Origin of the sequence: Streptomyces bikiniensis, from assembly GCF_000716625.1 — a bacterium.
In the GTDB taxonomy this organism is placed as follows: Bacteria; Actinomycetota; Actinomycetes; order Streptomycetales; family Streptomycetaceae; genus Streptomyces; species Streptomyces bikiniensis.
In genome coordinates, this window is the sequence record NZ_JNXJ01000012.1 from 117,921 (window position 1) to 134,075 (window position 16,155).

The 16,155-nt window shown below is 72.3% G+C and carries 11 protein-coding genes; 3 read left to right on the forward strand and 8 right to left on the reverse strand.

Annotated elements, in window-relative coordinates; genetic code table 11:
• Nucleotides 1-218 precede the first annotated feature (218 nt).
• Nucleotides 219-1,493: an FUSC family protein gene (locus tag OO47_RS11880; RefSeq protein WP_051715443.1), complete on the forward strand. Its 1,275-nt coding sequence runs from the start codon at nucleotides 219-221 to the stop codon at nucleotides 1,491-1,493.
• A gap of 59 nt (nucleotides 1,494-1,552) precedes the next feature.
• Here the strand turns inward: OO47_RS11880 and OO47_RS11885 are convergent, their stop codons facing one another.
• The 6 genes from OO47_RS11885 to OO47_RS11910 form a co-directional block, all read right to left on the reverse strand.
• Nucleotides 1,553-2,728, reverse strand: a complete 1,176-nt coding sequence (locus OO47_RS11885; RefSeq protein WP_030207877.1) for an alpha-hydroxy-acid oxidizing protein — start codon at nucleotides 2,726-2,728, stop codon at nucleotides 1,553-1,555.
• A gap of 151 nt (nucleotides 2,729-2,879) precedes the next feature.
• A complete protein-coding gene (locus OO47_RS11890) occupies nucleotides 2,880-4,508 on the reverse strand; it encodes a glycoside hydrolase family 13 protein (RefSeq protein WP_030207879.1) in 1,629 nt (542 codons plus the stop codon).
• A 155-nt stretch (nucleotides 4,509-4,663) separates the two neighbouring features.
• Entirely contained in the window at nucleotides 4,664-5,539 is an 876-nt protein-coding gene (locus tag OO47_RS11895) for a carbohydrate ABC transporter permease (RefSeq protein WP_030207881.1), read from the reverse strand.
• Between the two features lie 16 nt (nucleotides 5,540-5,555).
• Nucleotides 5,556-6,524, reverse strand: a complete 969-nt coding sequence (locus OO47_RS11900; RefSeq protein WP_030207883.1) for a carbohydrate ABC transporter permease — start codon at nucleotides 6,522-6,524, stop codon at nucleotides 5,556-5,558.
• Nucleotides 6,521-7,936: an extracellular solute-binding protein gene (locus tag OO47_RS11905; protein ID WP_030207892.1), complete on the reverse strand. Its 1,416-nt coding sequence runs from the start codon at nucleotides 7,934-7,936 to the stop codon at nucleotides 6,521-6,523. The genes OO47_RS11900 and OO47_RS11905 overlap by 4 nt, the downstream gene beginning before the upstream one ends.
• A 298-nt stretch (nucleotides 7,937-8,234) precedes the next feature.
• Nucleotides 8,235-8,657 (reverse strand): winged helix-turn-helix transcriptional regulator, encoded by a 423-nt coding sequence (locus OO47_RS11910; RefSeq protein WP_030207895.1) that lies wholly within the window; start codon nucleotides 8,655-8,657, stop codon nucleotides 8,235-8,237.
• A gap of 88 nt (nucleotides 8,658-8,745) precedes the next feature.
• On the opposite strand from OO47_RS11910, the gene OO47_RS11915 reads away from it, so the two are divergent.
• Nucleotides 8,746-9,567, forward strand: coding sequence for a Rossmann-fold NAD(P)-binding domain-containing protein (locus OO47_RS11915; protein ID WP_030207900.1), 822 nt, complete (start codon nucleotides 8,746-8,748; stop codon nucleotides 9,565-9,567).
• A gap of 133 nt (nucleotides 9,568-9,700) precedes the next feature.
• Here OO47_RS11915 and OO47_RS11920 read toward each other — a convergent pair whose 3' ends face one another.
• On the reverse strand, nucleotides 9,701-10,747 hold the full coding sequence (locus OO47_RS11920; protein WP_051715445.1) for a LacI family DNA-binding transcriptional regulator: 1,047 nt from the start codon (nucleotides 10,745-10,747) through the stop codon (nucleotides 9,701-9,703).
• A 64-nt stretch (nucleotides 10,748-10,811) separates the two neighbouring features.
• A complete protein-coding gene (locus tag OO47_RS11925) occupies nucleotides 10,812-15,101 on the reverse strand; it encodes a discoidin domain-containing protein (protein ID WP_030207912.1) in 4,290 nt (1,429 codons plus the stop codon).
• A gap of 288 nt (nucleotides 15,102-15,389) precedes the next feature.
• Here OO47_RS11925 and OO47_RS11930 point away from each other — a divergent pair, with 288 nt between their 5' ends.
• Entirely contained in the window at nucleotides 15,390-16,151 is a 762-nt protein-coding gene (locus OO47_RS11930; RefSeq protein ID WP_030207914.1) for a class I SAM-dependent methyltransferase, read from the forward strand.
• Nucleotides 16,152-16,155 lie beyond the last annotated feature (4 nt).

Sequence of the window (16,155 nt, forward strand, 5' to 3'; positions counted from 1 at the left end):
ACCCGGCGGCTACCCGGAACGGTCCCTTTCAGTCACCGGCCCGGCCTCGGGTTCCGCCGGACGGCCGCCCGGGATTCCTGCGGGCTCGTCGGCGCGTCGGCGCGCCTTCCCGGGCGGCACCACGGAGCATCGCGGTGCGAAGGCGACGGGCGGGTAGGCGCGCACAAGATCGCGTCCGGCCCGGGACGCGTCCCTCGCCGACCGGAGGAGGAGACTTCATGCCCCACCGCTCCGTATCGCTCGCCTCGCTGCGCCAAGGGCGCCTGTGGCAGTGGTGGGAGCGCCAGCGGCGGGACCCCTTTGTGGTCCAGACCCTGCGTTCCACCGCGGCGGCGACGATCTCGTACGTCGTCGCCCTCCAGCTCAGCTCCGAGCCGGCGCCGCTGACCGCGCCGCTGACGGCGCTGCTCGTGGTGCAGGTGACGCTGTACTCGACGCTGGTGACAAGTCTGCGGCGGGTGAACTCCGTCGTGGTCGGGGTGCTGATCGCCATCGCGTTCAGCGTCCTCGTCGGTCTGACCTGGTGGAGCCTCGCGCTGGTCATCCTGGCGGCGCTCGTGGTGGGGCGGTTCGTCCGGGTGGAGGAGTTCGTCGCCGAGGTGGCGATCAGCGCGATGCTGGTCCTGGGGGTCACCCAGGTCGCCGACACGGCCTGGGACCGCGTCCTGGAGACCCTGATCGGCGCGATCGTGGGCATGGTCTTCAACATGGTGCTCGTGCCGCCGGTCTGGGTGGACACCGCCGGGGACTCGATCGTGGACCTGGCGCGGCGGATGCGGCAGCTGCTCCTGGGGCTCGGCGAGGAGCTCACGGACCCGGCCGTGCCCGCCGAACCCGATCCGTTCGGCGACTTCGACGGGCCGTCGTCCGTGGATCTGGCGGCGGCGCGGCTCTACGAGGCGCGGCGCCTCGACAACGACGTCGCCGACGTGGACGCGGCCCTGCGGCAGGCGGAGGACAGCCTGCGCCTGAACCCGCGCGTGAAGGAGGGGCTGCTGCACCGGATCGTGCTGCGGACGGGGCTCGACACCCTGGAGATCTCCGCCGTGGTGCTGCGGGTCCTCACCCGTACCCTGACCGACCTGGCGCGGGAGCGGGACGGGGCGGTGCTCTTCCGCCCGGAGACGTCCCGCACCCTCCAGGAGGTGGTGCGGCACCTCGGGGACACCCTGGTGAGCTTCGCGGTCCTCGTCACCTCGCACTCCAGTTCCGGCGCGGAGACGGCGGAGAACCGTCTCGCCGAGCAGTTGGACGCGGCCCGCGAGGCCCGCGACCGGGCCGCCGGGATGCTGAGGTCGGAGGCGGTGGACGACCCGGGCCGCTGGCAGCTGTACGGCGCCCTCCTCGCCGAGATCGACCGGGTCCTGAACGAGCTGGACCCGGGCCACCGGGGTCGCCGGCTCATGGAGGAACTGGACCGGCACACGCGCCTGCGCGAGGAGCGGCGGCGCAAGGTCGCCTCCCTCGCGGGGCGCGCGCGCCGCTCCTCCTGACGGCCCTTCCGGAGGACCGGCAGCTCTTCCGGAGGACCGACGGCCCTTCCGGAAGAGGTTCAGACGGGCCGGACGGGCCGCAGGGCTCCGTCGGCCCGCAGGTCGGCGAGGGTGGGGTAGCCGTCGACGGCCATGATCAGGTCGGCCTCGGCGAGGAGCGAGCGCAGGACGTGGACGACGCCGTCCGTGCCGCCGAGGGCGAGTCCGTACGCGTACGGGCGGCCGACGCCGACCGCCGTGGCGCCGAGGGCCAGGGCCTTGACGACGTCGGCCCCGGTGCGGACGCCGGAGTCGAAGAGGACGGGCAGGCCGTCGGCGGCCTCGACCACCCCGGGCAGGGCGTCGAGGGCGGGCAGGCCGCCGTTGGCCTGGCGCCCGCCGTGGTTGGAGCAGTAGACGCCGTCGACGCCGCCGTCCCGGGCGCGGCGGACGTCCTCGGGGTGGCAGACGCCCTTGAGGAGGATCGGCAGGTCGGTGAGGGAGCGCAGCCAGGCGAGGTCGTCCCAGACCAGCGGCTTGCCGAAGATGCCCGCCCACTCCACGACGGCGGCGCGCGGGTCCTCCTCGGGGGGTTTGGGGAGCCGGGCCCGGAAGACGGGGTCGGAGGTGTAGTTGGCCAGGCAGTGGCCGCGCAGCTGGGGGAAGTTGCTGGTGGCGAGGTCGCGGGGGCGCCAGCCGGTGATCCAGGTGTCGAGGGTGACGACGACGCCCCGGAAGCCGGCCGCCTCGGCGCGGTGCACCAGGCTCTCCGCGAGGTCCCGGTCGGTGGGCGTGTAGAGCTGGAAGAAGCCGGGGGTGTCGCCGAGTTCGGCGGCGACCTCCTCCAGGGGGTCGACGGTGAGCGTGGAGGCGATCATGGGCACGCCGGTGCGGGCGGCGGCGCGGGCGGTCGCCAGGTCGCCGTGCCCGTCCTGGGCGCAGAGTCCTATGACGCCGACGGGCGCCATGAACAGCGGCGAGGGCAGGGTCGTGCCGAAGAGGTCGACCGAGAGGTCCCGTCGCGCGGCGCCCACCATCATGCGCGGGACGAGCCCCCAGGTGCGGAAGGCCGCGGCGTTGGCCTCCTGGGTGTACTCGTCGCCCGCGCCGCCGGCCACGTACGACCACAGCGAGGGCGGCAGTGCGGACCGCGCCTTCGACTCCAGTTCGGCGAAGGTCATCGGCAGCGCGGGGACGGTGCCGAAGAGGCCCTCGAAGTAGATCTCGTTCTGGTAGTCGCCGAAGTGCGGGGGCATGGGGCCCGTCCCTTCCCGTCCGGGGGCGGGCGCCGGGGCCGCCCGCCGTGGTGCCGTCCAGGGTGCCCTTCGCGGGCCTCCGTGACCATGGGGCGGGCGCCGCCGGTCCGGATCCCTCCCGCCCTCGTCGCTCCCGCCCCGGCCGGTCCGGTCAGTCCTCCTCCACCCGGCTTCCGCTCCGCAGCCAGACCGTCGTGTCCCCGGGCAGCCGTCCGTCCTCGTCCAGGGGGCCGCTGGTGAGCAGGACCGTGTCGTGGGCGGGAAGGCGGACCGGTTCGGGGGCGAGGTTGACGACGCAGGTCAGGCCGCCGGGGCGGGTGAAGGCGAGGACGCCGTCGGGGGTGGGGAGCCAGGTGAGGGGGCCGTCGCCGAAGCCCCTGGTGGTGCGGCGCAGCCGGAGGGCCCGCCGGTAGAGGGTGAGCATCGAGCCGGGGTCGGCGGCCTGCCGGTCGGCGGCGTAGGCCGCCCAGCCGTCGGGCTGCGGCAGCCAGGGGGCGCCGGGTCCGGGGCCGAAGCCGGCGTGGGGGGCGTCGGCGGTCCAGGGCAGCGGCACCCGGCAGCCGTCGCGGCCCGGGTCGGTGCCGCCGGAGCGGAAGTGCATGGGGTCCTGGATGCGGTCGAGCGGGATGTCGGCCTCGGGCAGTCCGAGCTCCTCGCCCTGGTAGAGGTAGACGGAGCCGGGCAGGGCGAGGGTCAGCAGGGCGGCGGCGCGGGCGCGCCGGGTGCCGAGCGCGAGGTCGGTGGGGGTGCCGAAGGCCTTGGTGGCGAAGTCGAAGGCGGTGTCGGCGCGCCCGTAGCGGGTGACCGTCCGGGTGACGTCGTGGTTGCAGAGGACCCAGGTGGCGGGAGCGCCGACGGGGGCGTGCTCGGCGAGGGTGGCGTCGATGGTGCGGCGCAGCCGGCCCGGCTCCCAGGGGCAGGCGAGGAAGGCGAAGTTGAAGGCGGTGTGCAGTTCGTCGGGGCGCAGGTAGCGGGCGAAGCGCTCGGCGTCGGGCAGCCAGACCTCGCCGACGAAGACGGCCCCGTACTCGTCGGCGACGGCGCGCCAGGAGCGGTAGATGTCGTGGAGTTCGTCCTGGTCGATGTACGGGTGGGGGTCGACGCCCTCGGTGAAGTCGGCGAGCGCCGGGTCCTTGGCGAGGAGGGCGGCCGAGTCGATCCGTACGCCGGCGACTCCGCGTTCGAACCAGAAGCGCAGGACGTCCTCGTGCTCCTGGCGGACGGCGGGGTGGGACCAGTTGAGGTCGGGCTGCTCGGGGGTGAAGAGGTGGAGGTACCACTCGCCGTCCTCGACACGGGTCCAGGTCGGTCCGGAGAACTGGGAGGGCCAGCTGTTGGGCGGGAGTTCGCCGTGCTCGCCGCGGCCGGGCCGGAAGTGGAACAGCTCGCGCTCGGGGCTGCCGGGCCCTGCGGCGAGGGCGGCGCGGAACCAGGCGTGCCGGTCGGAGACGTGGTTGGGGACGATGTCGACGATGACGCCGATGCCCAGTTCCCGTGCCTCGGCGATGAGCTTCTCGGCCTCGGCGAGGGTGCCGAAGGCGGGGTCGACGGTGCGGTAGTCGGCGACGTCGTAGCCGCCGTCGACCAGGGGCGAGAGGTACCAGGGGGTGAACCAGAGGGCGTCGACGCCGAGTTCGGCGAGGTGGGGCAGTCTCGCCCGGACGCCCGCGAGGTCCCCGGTGCCGTCTCCGTCGCCGTCGGCGAAGCTGCGTGGGTACACCTGGTAGATGACGGCGCTGCGCCACCAGTCGTCGGTGCGGTGCGGGTGCGGGGCTGCCACGTGAGGGTCCTTTCGGGCAGGGAGGGGCTCCGCCGCCGGGACACCGGAAGCGGGGCGGCGGAAGGGTTCCGGCGGCGGAGGACGGGGGCGGCCGGTTGGAGGGGGCTGGGTGGCGGGTGGCGGGTGGTGGTCGGCGGTCGGTGGTCGGCGGGCGTTCAGCCCTTGAGGCCGCCGGCGGTGAGGCCGCTCATGATGTTGCGCTGGAAGAGGAGGAAGAGGATCAGCGTGGGCAGGGAGGCGATGGCCAGGGCGGCGGTGAGGACGTTCGCGGGCACGCCGCTGGACAGCGAGTAGATGCCGACGTTGAGGGTCTGCTTCGCGGGGTCGGGCAGGGTGAGCATGGGCCAGAGGAAGTCCTTCCAGACCCCGACCACCGCGAAGATCGAGACGACTCCGAGGATCGGCCGCGAGATCGGCAGGACGATCGACCACAGGACGCGGAGGGGCGGGGCGCCGTCGATGGCGGCCGCGTCGAGCAGTTCCCTCGGGATCGAGTCGAAGAAGCGTTTGAGCAGGAAGATGTTGAAGGCGTTGGCGACGGACGGCAGCCAGATCGCCCAGGGCGTGTTGAGCAGGTTCCGCTCGAAGACCGGCACGTCGAGGACGGTCAGGTACTGGGGGACGACCAGGACGGTGGCCGGGATCATCAGGGTGGCCAGCATCATGCCGAGGACGGCCTTGCCGAGCACGGGCCGGAGCCGGGAGAGGGAGTAGGCCGCCGCCACGTCGAGGACGAGCTGGAAGGCGAGGGCGCCGAACGCGTAGTACAGGGTGTTGAGGAGGAGCCCGGACAGGTCCATGACGTTCCACGCCTGGGCGTAGTTCTCGGGCTGGAAGGTCTGCGGGACCAGGGTCGGCGGGGTCCGCACGGCTTCCTGGGTGGATTTCAGGCCCCCGGAGAACATCCAGTACAGGGGGCCGAGGAAGACCAGGGTGAAGCCGCCGGCGACCAGGGCGAAGGCGGTCCGGTAGAGGGCCCTGCCGCGGGGGCGGGCGAGCTGGGCCGGCGGGATGAGCGTGCGTGTGGTCAACGTGGTCTCCCCGGTCCTACGCGTCGTCGGCGCGGCTGAACCTCGCGTACGCCGCCGAGAATCCGGCGAGGAGCACGAGCAGGACCAGGCCGAGCGCCGCGGCGGCGCCGTAGTCGTTGAAGTGGAAGGCGTACTGGTAGATGAGGTAGACGACGGTGAGGGTGGAGCCCTCGGGGCCGGCGCCGCCGGTGAGCAGGAACGGCTCCAGGAAGACCTGCATGGTCGCGATGATCTGCAGGAGCAGCATCAGCAGGAGGACGAGCCGGGTCTGCGGGACGGTGACGTGCCAGATCTTCCGGAACAGCCCGGCGCCGTCCAGTTCCGCCGCCTCGTACAGCTCGCCGGGGATGCCCTGGAGGGCGGCGAGGTAGATGAGGACGGCACCGCCCATGTTCATCCAGGTGGAGGCGACGACCACGGAGAGCAGGGAGAGGTCGGGGTCCTGGAGCCACTGCTGCTCGGGCAGGTGGAGGAGGCGGAGGATCTCGTTGAACAGGCCGTGGCCGGGGTCGTAGAGGTACTTGAAGAGGAGGACGGAGGCGACCGGCGGCAGCATCACGGGGAGGTAGACGAGGAGGCGCAGATAGCCCCTGCCGTGCCGGAACTCGTTGATGACGATCGCCACGAGGAACGGGACGACGAAGCCGAGGAGCAGCGCGAGCAGGGTGAAGAGGAGGGTGTTGCGCCAGGCCTGCCAGATGGCGGGGTCGTTGAAGACGGTGGCGAGGTTGGACCAGCCGGCCCAGGTGGTGCGGCCGTCCTCGGTCTTCTGGAAGGCCAGGAGGAACTCCCTGACCATGGGGTACCAGGAGAAGAACGAGAAGCAGAGGACGGCGCCGATCAGGAAGCCGTGGGCCGTCAGGTTGCGGCGCAGCGCCCTGGCGAACGCGCCGGGCGCCGGGGGCCGGGCGGCGGGCCCGGCCCCCGTGCCGGCCTCCGGGCGGGGGGCCGGGCGGGTCGTCGTACGGGTGGCCGAGGGGGTCACCGGGCGGCCAGGATCTGGTTGACCTGCGACTCGGCGGTGGCGAGCAGCTTGTCGATGTCGGCGTCCTTGTTGGTGAGGATGCCGGACATGACGTTGTCGAGGATCTTGTAGACCTCCTGGGCCTTCGGCGGCTCGGCCTTGCCGGGGACGGGGTTGCCCATGAAGGCCCTGAAGTTGGCGACCGGCATGGTGGCGTGCTCCACGCGGGCGGCGTCGTCCTTCGCCTTGGAGTCGTTCAGCCAGAAGTTGGGCTGCGGGACGCCGACGGGCAGCCCGTCCGCCTTGGCGCGGGCCCAGTCGAACTGGCCCTTGCCGACGGTGAGGTTCTTGAAGTTGAGCCAGGCGATCGCGGCCTTGATCCTGTCGCCGGAGATGCCCTTCTTGATCATGTAGTTGTTGCCGCCGGCGAGGGTGGCCTTCCCGCCGGGGATCGGGCCCATGCCGAAGTTCTCGTACTTCGCACCGAGTTGCTGGACCATGTAGGCGATGTCGTCGGGGGCGGCGAGGAACATGCCGAGCTTGTCGGTGGCGATCTGCTTCTGGAGGTCGCCCCACTGGAGGAGCTGGGTCCTGCCCATGCTGTCGTCCTCCCAGCGCATGGCGTGGAGGTTCCGGGCGATCCGCTTGCCGAGGTCGGTGTTGAACGCGGCCCTCTCGCCGGAGGCGTCGACGACGTCGCCGCCGAGGCTGTACATCTGGGCGGTGAAGTGCCAGCCGCCGGTGTTGCCCGCGCTGTACTCGCCGAAGCCGGCGACGCCGTTGCCGAGGGCGGCGATCCTCTTGGCGGCGGCGCGGACCTCCTCCCAGGTGCGCGGCGGGGCGTCGGGGTCGAGTCCGGCGTCCTCGAAGAGCTTGCGGTTGATCAGCAGGCCCATGGTGTAGTTGCTGGTGGGCAGGCCGTACAGCTTGCCGTCGTGCTTGAGGGAGCCGAGGACGTTCGGGTCGATGTCCTTGAGGAGCGGGACGGTCTTCTCGTTGACGTAGGCGGTGATGTCGGCGGCGCCGTCGTTGTCGAGGACCTGCGGCAGGTCGGTGAAGTACGTGTAGAACACGTCCGGTTGCGACTTGGCCTTGAGCATCGCGGTGAAGCGCGGGGGCTCCAGGCACTGGCCGGGGGTGGAGCGGCCCTGGATGGTGACGTTCGGGTACGTCCTGTTGAAGGCGGCGACGTCCTCCTTCCACTCCTTGAGCTCGGCGGCCTTCGCGGTGGGCGGCATGCAGTCGATGGTGAGCGTGACCTTGGTCTTGGGGTCCAGCGGTGCGGTGGGGTCGGACGAGCCGCTGCCTTCGGATCCGCCGTCGTCGTCGCCGCTGCTGCTCGTGCCGCAGGCGGTGAGCGCGGTCAGCGCGAGCGCGGAGGCGAGGGCGACCGCGCAGGCGTCGCGGGTACGGCGGATCCGGGCACTTCTCATGGCTGGTCCCCTTCGGCGGGTACGTGGAGGTGCGCCCCAGGGCCGTCGTGTCGTGGGGCGCGGCACACTCAACCACCGCCGACATCGCAGTGCAATATCCCGCGCAAATTTGGTAAATGATTGACAGTCACTCGCACAGACGGGGCTCGTTCTCCGTACGTCCCGGAAAGCGAGTAGGGCCCCATCCGGAGGACGGGGCCCTGGAGGGCGTGGACGGACCGGCCGGCCGTCGCTCGTCATGACGTTGTCGACACCCCCATGGCAGCAGGCGTCCGGCACGCGGCGACAGCCGCTCGTGTCAGCGGATGCCGTGGTCGGGGTGGGCCCGGTCGTAGGCGTGCCGCGCCTCGGCGATGACGGCACGGTGCGCGAGGGACCAGTCGGCGAGCGCCTTGACCAGGTGGGTCAGGCCGGCCCCGGTCCCGGTCAGGCGGTAGTCGACCTGGGCCGGGACGGTCGGGTACACGGTGCGCAGCACGAGGCCGTCACGTTCGAGCCTGCGCACGGTGAGGGTGAGCATGCGCTGGGAGATGCCGTCGATGGCGCGCTGGAGTTGGCGGAAGCGACGCGGCCCGCCGGCGAGTTCGACGATCACGAGCACCGACCACTTGTCGCCGATGCGGTCCAGGACGTCGCGGATGCCGCAGTCGGGGTGGTCCTCGCGTCCGCACGGGTCGATTTCGGCGGGGGTGGTGGTTACCCCGGTGTGCGTGAGTGACATCGGACTGCCTTCTTGTGGTCGGTGGGCAAGCGATCGAGGATCAAGCCTAGTTACTGATGGGAACTACCGCGGAAGAACGGGATTGATCATGATTCTGGTGACCGGAGCGAACGGGAACCTCGGCGCGGCCGCTCTTGCGGCGCTGCACGCCCGTGGCGCCGTTGCGACGGGCGGCAGCCGCACGCCGGGCGAGGGGATGCGGCGCCTCGACTTCGACGCCCGTCCGAGCCTCGACCTCGCCGGCGTGTCGACCCTGGTGCTCGTCTCCGCCGGCTACGCCGAGGACGACCAGGTCGTCGCCCGGCACGCGGCGGTCCTGGACGCCGCCGTCCGCGACGGCGTCGGCCACGTCGTCTACACGAGCCTGACCACCGCCGGCGATCACCTCGGTTTCGCTCTGGCCCACCGCGCGACCGAGCGGCTCGTGCGGGCGAGCGGGTTGCCGTGGACGATCCTGCGCAACGGCCTGTACGCCGAACTCTTCGGCGGTCTGCTGATGTGGGCGGGTGACGATGTGGAGTCCGCGTTCGGGGACGGCGCCTTGGCCGCGGTGCCGCGGGAGGACCTGGCCGAGGCCGCGGCGGTGGTGGCGTCGGACCCCGCACCTCACGGCGGGCGCGTCTACGACCTCGTCGGCACGCCGATCACGGCGGGGCAGGTGGCGGGCGAACTCGGCGTCGCGCACCGTTCCATCAGCCTGGGCGAGTACCGGCGCAGGCTCCTCCACGAGACGCCGGGGCTGCTCCCGTTCCAGCCGCCGATGCTCGCCTCGATCGCCACGGGCATCCGGCACGGCTTCCTGGACGGCACCTCGCCCGACCTCACCGACCTCCTCGGCCGCGCGGCCCGCGCTCCGCTGGCCACGGCCGTTGCGGCCGCGGCCGCCGCCAGGCCGGAGGCGGGCGAGTAGCGGCGACGGCGACGCGCGCCCGGCGGCGAAGCGGGTGGACCGCCGTCGCCGCCACGGCGACCGGGGTCCGTACGGCCGGTCCTCGGCTCCGCACCGCGTCCCCCGCGACCCGCCCTGGGGCCCGTCCGGCGGATCAGGGCCGGGGCCGCGACGCCGATCCGCCGGACAGGCCCTGGCGGGGCGGCTGCGCGGTCGAGCCGCGGACCACCAGCTCGGGGTCGAAGAGGAGTTCGCCGGGCGGGACCTCGCCGCCCTGGATCTGGGCGCAGAGCAGTTCCACGGCCGCGCGGCCCATCGCCTCGATGGGCTGGCGCACGGTGGTGAGCGGGGGCTCGGTGCAGTTCATGAAGGCGGAGTCGTCGTAGCCGACGACGGAGACCTCCCCGGGGACCGCGAGGCCCCGCCTGCGGGCCGCCCGGACGGCGCCCAGGGCCAGCGGGTCGCTGGCGCAGACGATGCCGGTGACCCCGCGGTCGAGCAGGCGCGAGGCGGCCGCCTGGCCGCTCTCCAGGGAGAACATGGCGCGCTCGACGAACTCCGCCGGGAGCTCCGCGCCCGAGGCCTCGGCGGCCTCCCGGGCGGCCGCGAGCTTGCGGCGGGAGGGGATGTGGTCCGCGGGCCCCACGACGACGCCGATGCGCTCGTGCCCCAGGGACTCCAGGTGCCGCCAGGCCTGGCGGACGGCGACGGCGTCGTCGCAGGAGACGCAGGGGAAGTCGAGGCCCTCGATGGGGGCGTTGACGAGCACGACGGGGATCTTGCGTTCGGCCAGCTGCCGGTAGTGGTCGTGCGGGGCGTCGGCCTGGGCGAAGAGCCCGCCGGCGAAGACCACGCCCGAGACCTGCTGCTCCAGGAGCAGTTCGACGTAGTCGGCCTCGGAGACGCCGCCCTTGGTCTGGGTGCAGAGGACGGGGGTGAGGCCCTGCTGGGCGAGGGAGCCGCCGATGACCTCGGCGAGGGCCGGGAAGATCGGGTTCTGCAGCTCCGGCAGGACCAGGCCGACCAGACGCGCCCGCTCGCCGCGCAGCTGGGTCGGGCGCTCGTAGCCGAGGACGTCCAGGGCGGTGAGCACCGACTGCCGCGTCGCCTCGGAGACCCCGGGCTTGCCGTTGAGCACGCGGCTGACCGTCGCCTGGCTGACACCCACCTTCTTCGCTACCTGTGCAAGTCGTCGCGTCATGAGCGCAAGACTAGCGCAAGCCGCGCAAGCGGCTTGCGCCAGTTTTGCTTTCCCGAGCCGCTCCCTACGGATTGATGTTGATCTTGAAGGTGGAGGTGGTGTTGCGGACGTCGACGGCGTTGCCGCTCAGTTCGAGGCCGTTGAAGGTCACCTCGCCGACGGCGGGGCCCTGCCCCGACTCCGGCATCTCGTTGGCCCAGAGGCCGAAGCCGGACTTCGCGTCGAAGGCGTCGCCGCTCTTGCGGGCCCCGGTGATCGAGACGTCGCTGAACACCGTGTCCTTGATGGGGAACTGCGGCTGTCCGCCCACGTAGTTCGTCTGGAACATGATCCCGCTGTAGGTGGGATCGACGATGTCCACGTGGGCGACCCGGATCCCCTGGAAGACCTTCGAGGCGGAGAAGACCCAGATGCCGGGGAAGGTCTGCGAGCCCCAGAAGTGGCCGCCCGCCCGGACGATCGAGATGTTCTCGAAGGTCGTGGGACCGGTACCGAAGCCGTTCATCGGATAGCCGAAGTCGAGCGACGAGATGGTGATCCCGGAGTAGACGAGCGTGTCGGCGATGCGGATGTTGCGGAAGGTGTTGTCGTAGCCGCCGTAGACGGCCACGCCCGCCGCCCGCCAGGTCAGGGTGGAGGTGAGGTTCTCGTAGACGTTGTTCTTCATGTCGGCGCCGCCGGCGTCGATCGCGGAGAACAGCGCGAAGCTGTCGTCGCCGGTGGCGCGGGCGTCGTTGTTGACGACGTGGTTGTCCGTGGAGCCGTTGGTCATGTTGACGCCGTCGGCGAACATGTTCCGGATGCGGGAGTTCCTGATCGTGATCCGGTCGGTGTTGGCGCCCCAGTAGAGGCACACCATGTGCTCGTTCCAGATGTCGTCGATCACGATGTCGGTGACGTTCGCGAAGTCGAAGACCTTGCCCGGGCCGTCGATCCGCGAGGTGTAGTTGCCGAAGTAGGCGAAGCCCTTGAAGAGCGAGCCCTTCGCCGTACCGTCGGCGCGGAAGCCGACGTCGGTGTTGTCCTGGGTCGTCGGCGCGTGGAACTTCGTGTACCAGGGTCCGGCGCCGACGACCTTGACGGCCTTGCCGTACACCTGGAACTTGCTGGACGTCCGGTAGTCGCCCGGCGGCAGGTAGACGCCGACGAGGGTGCCGGTGGTGTCCATGCGGACCTTGTCGAGGGCGTTCTGGACGTCCTGGTGGGTGAAGCCGGCCGGGACGGTGTACGCGGCCGGGTCCGGGTTCGCGACCGGGGCGACCTGCTCCAGGTCGACGAAGTCGATCGCGTAGTGCGCGGCGGTGTTGGCCGCGTCCTTCTGGAGCCGGATCCTGCTGCCCGCCGGGACGGTCTCGTCGAGGAGCAGGTGCGCCTCGTCGTAGATGTGGCGCGGGGCCCCGGAGCCCGGGGAGTTGCCGGGCGCGGTCTCGGCGCCGTACAGCCAGGCGTACTTCGAGGTCAGCGGGAGCGCCTTCTCGAAGACGCCGTCGACGTACACGTTGATCGTGGAGTCGATGCCGCCGCCGCCCGGGGCGTCCGGGACGGAGAAGCGGGTGACCAGGGTGTTGGTGGCGGCGCGGGTGGTGAACTCGACGTACTCCCCCGTCGCGTCCAGGTGGACGGCCCTGCGGCCGGAGGCCTCGCCCGCGATGTCGCCGACGGTCCGGTTGGGGCCGACGACGGTGGCGCCGCCGCCCGCGGTGCCGTCCTCCGCCTCGTACGTGGTGTACGGCATGTCGGCGCCGCGTCCGACGAAGAGCGGCTGGGTGGAGGTGTTGTTGGCGCGCTTGACCGGGAGTTCGTGGGCGTCGTCGGCGAGGACGGTCCGCACGGTGTACGAGCCGTCGGCCGCCGTCCACGGGCCGAGGTCCACCTCGGCCGAGGCGCCGGCCGCGAGGATCCCGTCGTACGCGCCGGTGAGGGTCTTCACCGTGGCGCCCCGGGAGTCCAGGAGGGTGAGGGTGACGCCGTGGGCGCCCGCCGCGCTCGCCTGCGTGCCCTGGTTGCGGACCGTGACCTTGAAGGAGACCGGGTCACCGGCCGCCGGGCTGGACGGCAAGGTGGTCACCGAGGCGGCGACCGGATCGGAGCTGGTGACCGGTTTGACCACGAGCGGGGTGGGGCTGGTGTACGTGTTGTCGGACTCGTTGCGCTCGACGACCGCGCCCGCTTCGTCGGCGACGGCGGAGAGCGTGTACGTACCGGCCTCGCGCGCTCCGATCGATGTGCTGACGGTGGTCTGCGCGCCGGGCGCGAGGGCGCCGACCCGGGCGGTGGCGACCTCGGTGCCGCCGAGGCGCACCGCGAGGGCGCTCGCCGGGGCGGCGACGGTGCCGCTGTTGCGGACGGTGGCCGTCACCGTGATCGTGTCGGACTCCACGGGGGCGGCGGGCGCCACGGCGAGTCCGGTGACCTGCAGGTCGGGGTTGGGCGCCGGGACGCCGATCACCCGGAGTTCGGCGAGCTGGCCCGCCGGGGCGCCGGAGTTGGCGGTGAACCGCAGCCGGACGTCGGCGACGCGGCCGGAGACCGGGACGGTGACGCTGTTGCCGGTCGCCGGGTCGAAGGTGAGGCTCTTCGCGGCGGCGAGGGTGGTGAAGGCGGTGGCGTCCTGCCCGCGGCCGAGGACCTCGACGGTCTGGCTGCGGGCGGTCCAGGCCGAGGAGGGGTTCAGCCCGAGGACGAGCCGGTCGAGGTCGGCGTCGGCGCCGAGCCTCACCGTGAGGGTCTGGGGGTAGCTGCCGCCCGCACCCTCCCAGTAGGTGGTGACGTCGTTGTCGTTGGCGTTCTCCGCGGCGAAGGTGTGGACCGTGGAGGAGGCGCTGATCGGCTTGCCGACGGCGAGGTCCGAGCCCGTGCCGCCGCTGCCGGTGCGGGTGACGGCGTTGCCGGCGACGGACCGGTTGCCCGCCGCGTCCCTGGCTCGTACGTGGTAGGTGACCGTGACGGAGGCGGGCTGGGTGTCGGTGTAGGTGGTGGTGTTCCCGGCGACGGTGCCGCGCAGGACGTTGTCGGCGTAGATCTCGTAGCCGGTGACGCCGGTGTCGTCGGTCGAGGCGGTCCAGGTCAGGCGTATCTGCCCGCTCGTGGGCTCGGTGAGCGCCAGGTTCGCCGGGGCGGTCGGGGCCTGGGTGTCGCCGGTGTCGCCGGTGCGGGTGACGGTGTTGCTGTCGGCGGACTGGTTGCCGGCCGCGTCCCTGGCGCGGACGGAGTAGGAGACGGTCTGGTGCGCGGGCCGGTTGTCGGTGTAGGTGGTGACGTTCCCGGCCACGCCGCTGAGCAGGGTGCCGTCGGCGTAGACGTCGTAGCCGGTCACGCCGGTGTCGTCGGTGGCCGCGTTCCAGGTGAGCCGGATCTGTCCGGTGGCGGGCTCGGTGAGGGCGAGGCCGGTGGGCGCGGTCGGTGCCCGGGTGTCGCCGGTGGCCGGTCCGTACACCTCCAGTTCGGAGATCTGCGCCGCGTTCTGGACGCTGTTCGCGGTCACCAGGACCCGTACGTGCCGGGTGGTGACGGCGTCGAAGGAGAGGGTCGCCGCGCGCCCGCCGGCGGCGTCGAACGCGTACGCCTTCGCGGCGGTGAGGTCGGTGAAGTCGGTGCCGTCGGTACTGCCCTGGAGCTTCAGGGTCTGGGTGCGGGCCTCCCAGCCGTCGGGCAGGCGCAGGACGACCCGGTCGACGCGGACGGCGGAGCCCAGGTCGGCCCGGAGCCACTGGGGGAAGGCGCCCGCGGCGCTCTCCCAATAAGTGGCCCGGTTGCCGTCGTTGGCGTTCGGAGCGGTGTAGGTCTGGGCGTGGCTGCTCGCGGTGAGGGGGCGTCCGGCCGCGAGGTTCGCGGAGGAGGCGTCGGCGGCGTGCACCTCCAGTTCGGAGAGCTGGGCGGCCTGCCAGCCGGTGTTGGCGGTGATGTCGACGCGTACGAAACGGGTCTGCGCCGCCGGGAAGGAGACCCGGACGGTGTTGCCCGCGCCGGGGGCGAAGGCGTACGGGGCGGAGCTCTTCAGGGTGGTGAAGGAGGTGCCGTCGGCGCTGCCCTGCACGGAGAGCGTCTGGGTCCGGCCCTCCCAGCCGGCCGGCAGCTTCAGGACGACCTCGTCGACGCGGGTGGTGGCGCCCAGGTCGGTCTGGACCCACTGCGGGAGCGCGCTTCCCGCGCTCTGCCAGTAGGTGCCCTGGTCTCCGTCGGTGATGTTGCGGGCGCCGTACTCGGCGTGGGCGCTCGCGGCGGCGGTCGGCTTCCCGGCCGCGACGTTCGGGCCCCCGGCCGCCGAGGCCGTGAACGCGGGCCCTCCGAGGGCCAGCAGGCTGGTGACGAGCAGGGCGCTCAGGCCCCGGGCCCGTCGGCGTTGGATTCTCATCTGTCCCCGATCTCGGCCCCGCGCGACCCCTGACGGTGGCGGGGCGCGGCTCTGTCGGTGTGATGGCACAGCTGAACAGTCGCAAAGATCTTCATCTTTTGCGTCGAGCGATCAGAGAGTTGCAGAGATCTGCCATGTCGTCTACGCCCACAACCGCACTCGGATCCGCCGCCCGCCCGGGCTCCCGGCGCCGCCCGCCGCCGGAACAGGGCCTTTCAAGTGGCTTGCGCAATCACGTAATTATTTACGTGGGTGCGTGGTCCGGAGGCCGGACGTGATGATGAAGGGATGACGCGCACCTTCGAAGAACTCGTGGCGGAGGCCTCCGCGGCCCCGGTCGACGGCTGGGACTTCTCCTGGCTCGACGGACGGGCGACCGAACAGCGCCCCTCCTGGGGCTACCACCGGCTCCTCACCGAGCGCCTCGCCACCGCCTCGGCCGGGCTCGACGTCCAGACGGGCGGCGGCGAGGTCCTGGCCGGGGTGCCGGTGCTCCCGCCGACGATGGCGGCCACCGAGTCGTGGCCCCCGAACGTCGCCCGGGCCACCGAACTCCTCCACCCGCGCGGAGTGGTGCTCGTCGCCGACCCCGACGAGCCGCCGCTGCCCTTCGGCGACGCCGCCTTCGACCTCGTCACCAGCCGGCACCCGGCCACCGTGTGGTGGTCGGAGATCGCCCGTGTCCTGCGGCCGGACGGCACCTATCTCGCCCAGCACGTCGGGCCGGCCAGCGTCTGGGAGGTGGTGGAGTACTTCCTCGGCCCGCAGCCGGAGGCGGCCCGGGAACGCCACCCCGACGACGAGGCCGCGGCGGCGCGGGCGGCCGGGCTGGACGTCGTGGACCTGCGCACCGAACGGCTGCGGATGGAGTTTCACGACGTCGGCGCGGTCGTCTGGTTCCTGCGCAAGGTGATCTGGATCGTGCCCGGGTTCACGGTCGACGCCCATCTGCCCCGGCTGCGCGAGCTCGACGCCCTGATCCGGGCGGAGGGGCCGTTCGTCGCCCACTCCGCCCGGACCCTGGTCGAGGCGCGCAGACCCGCCGGGTGACGGC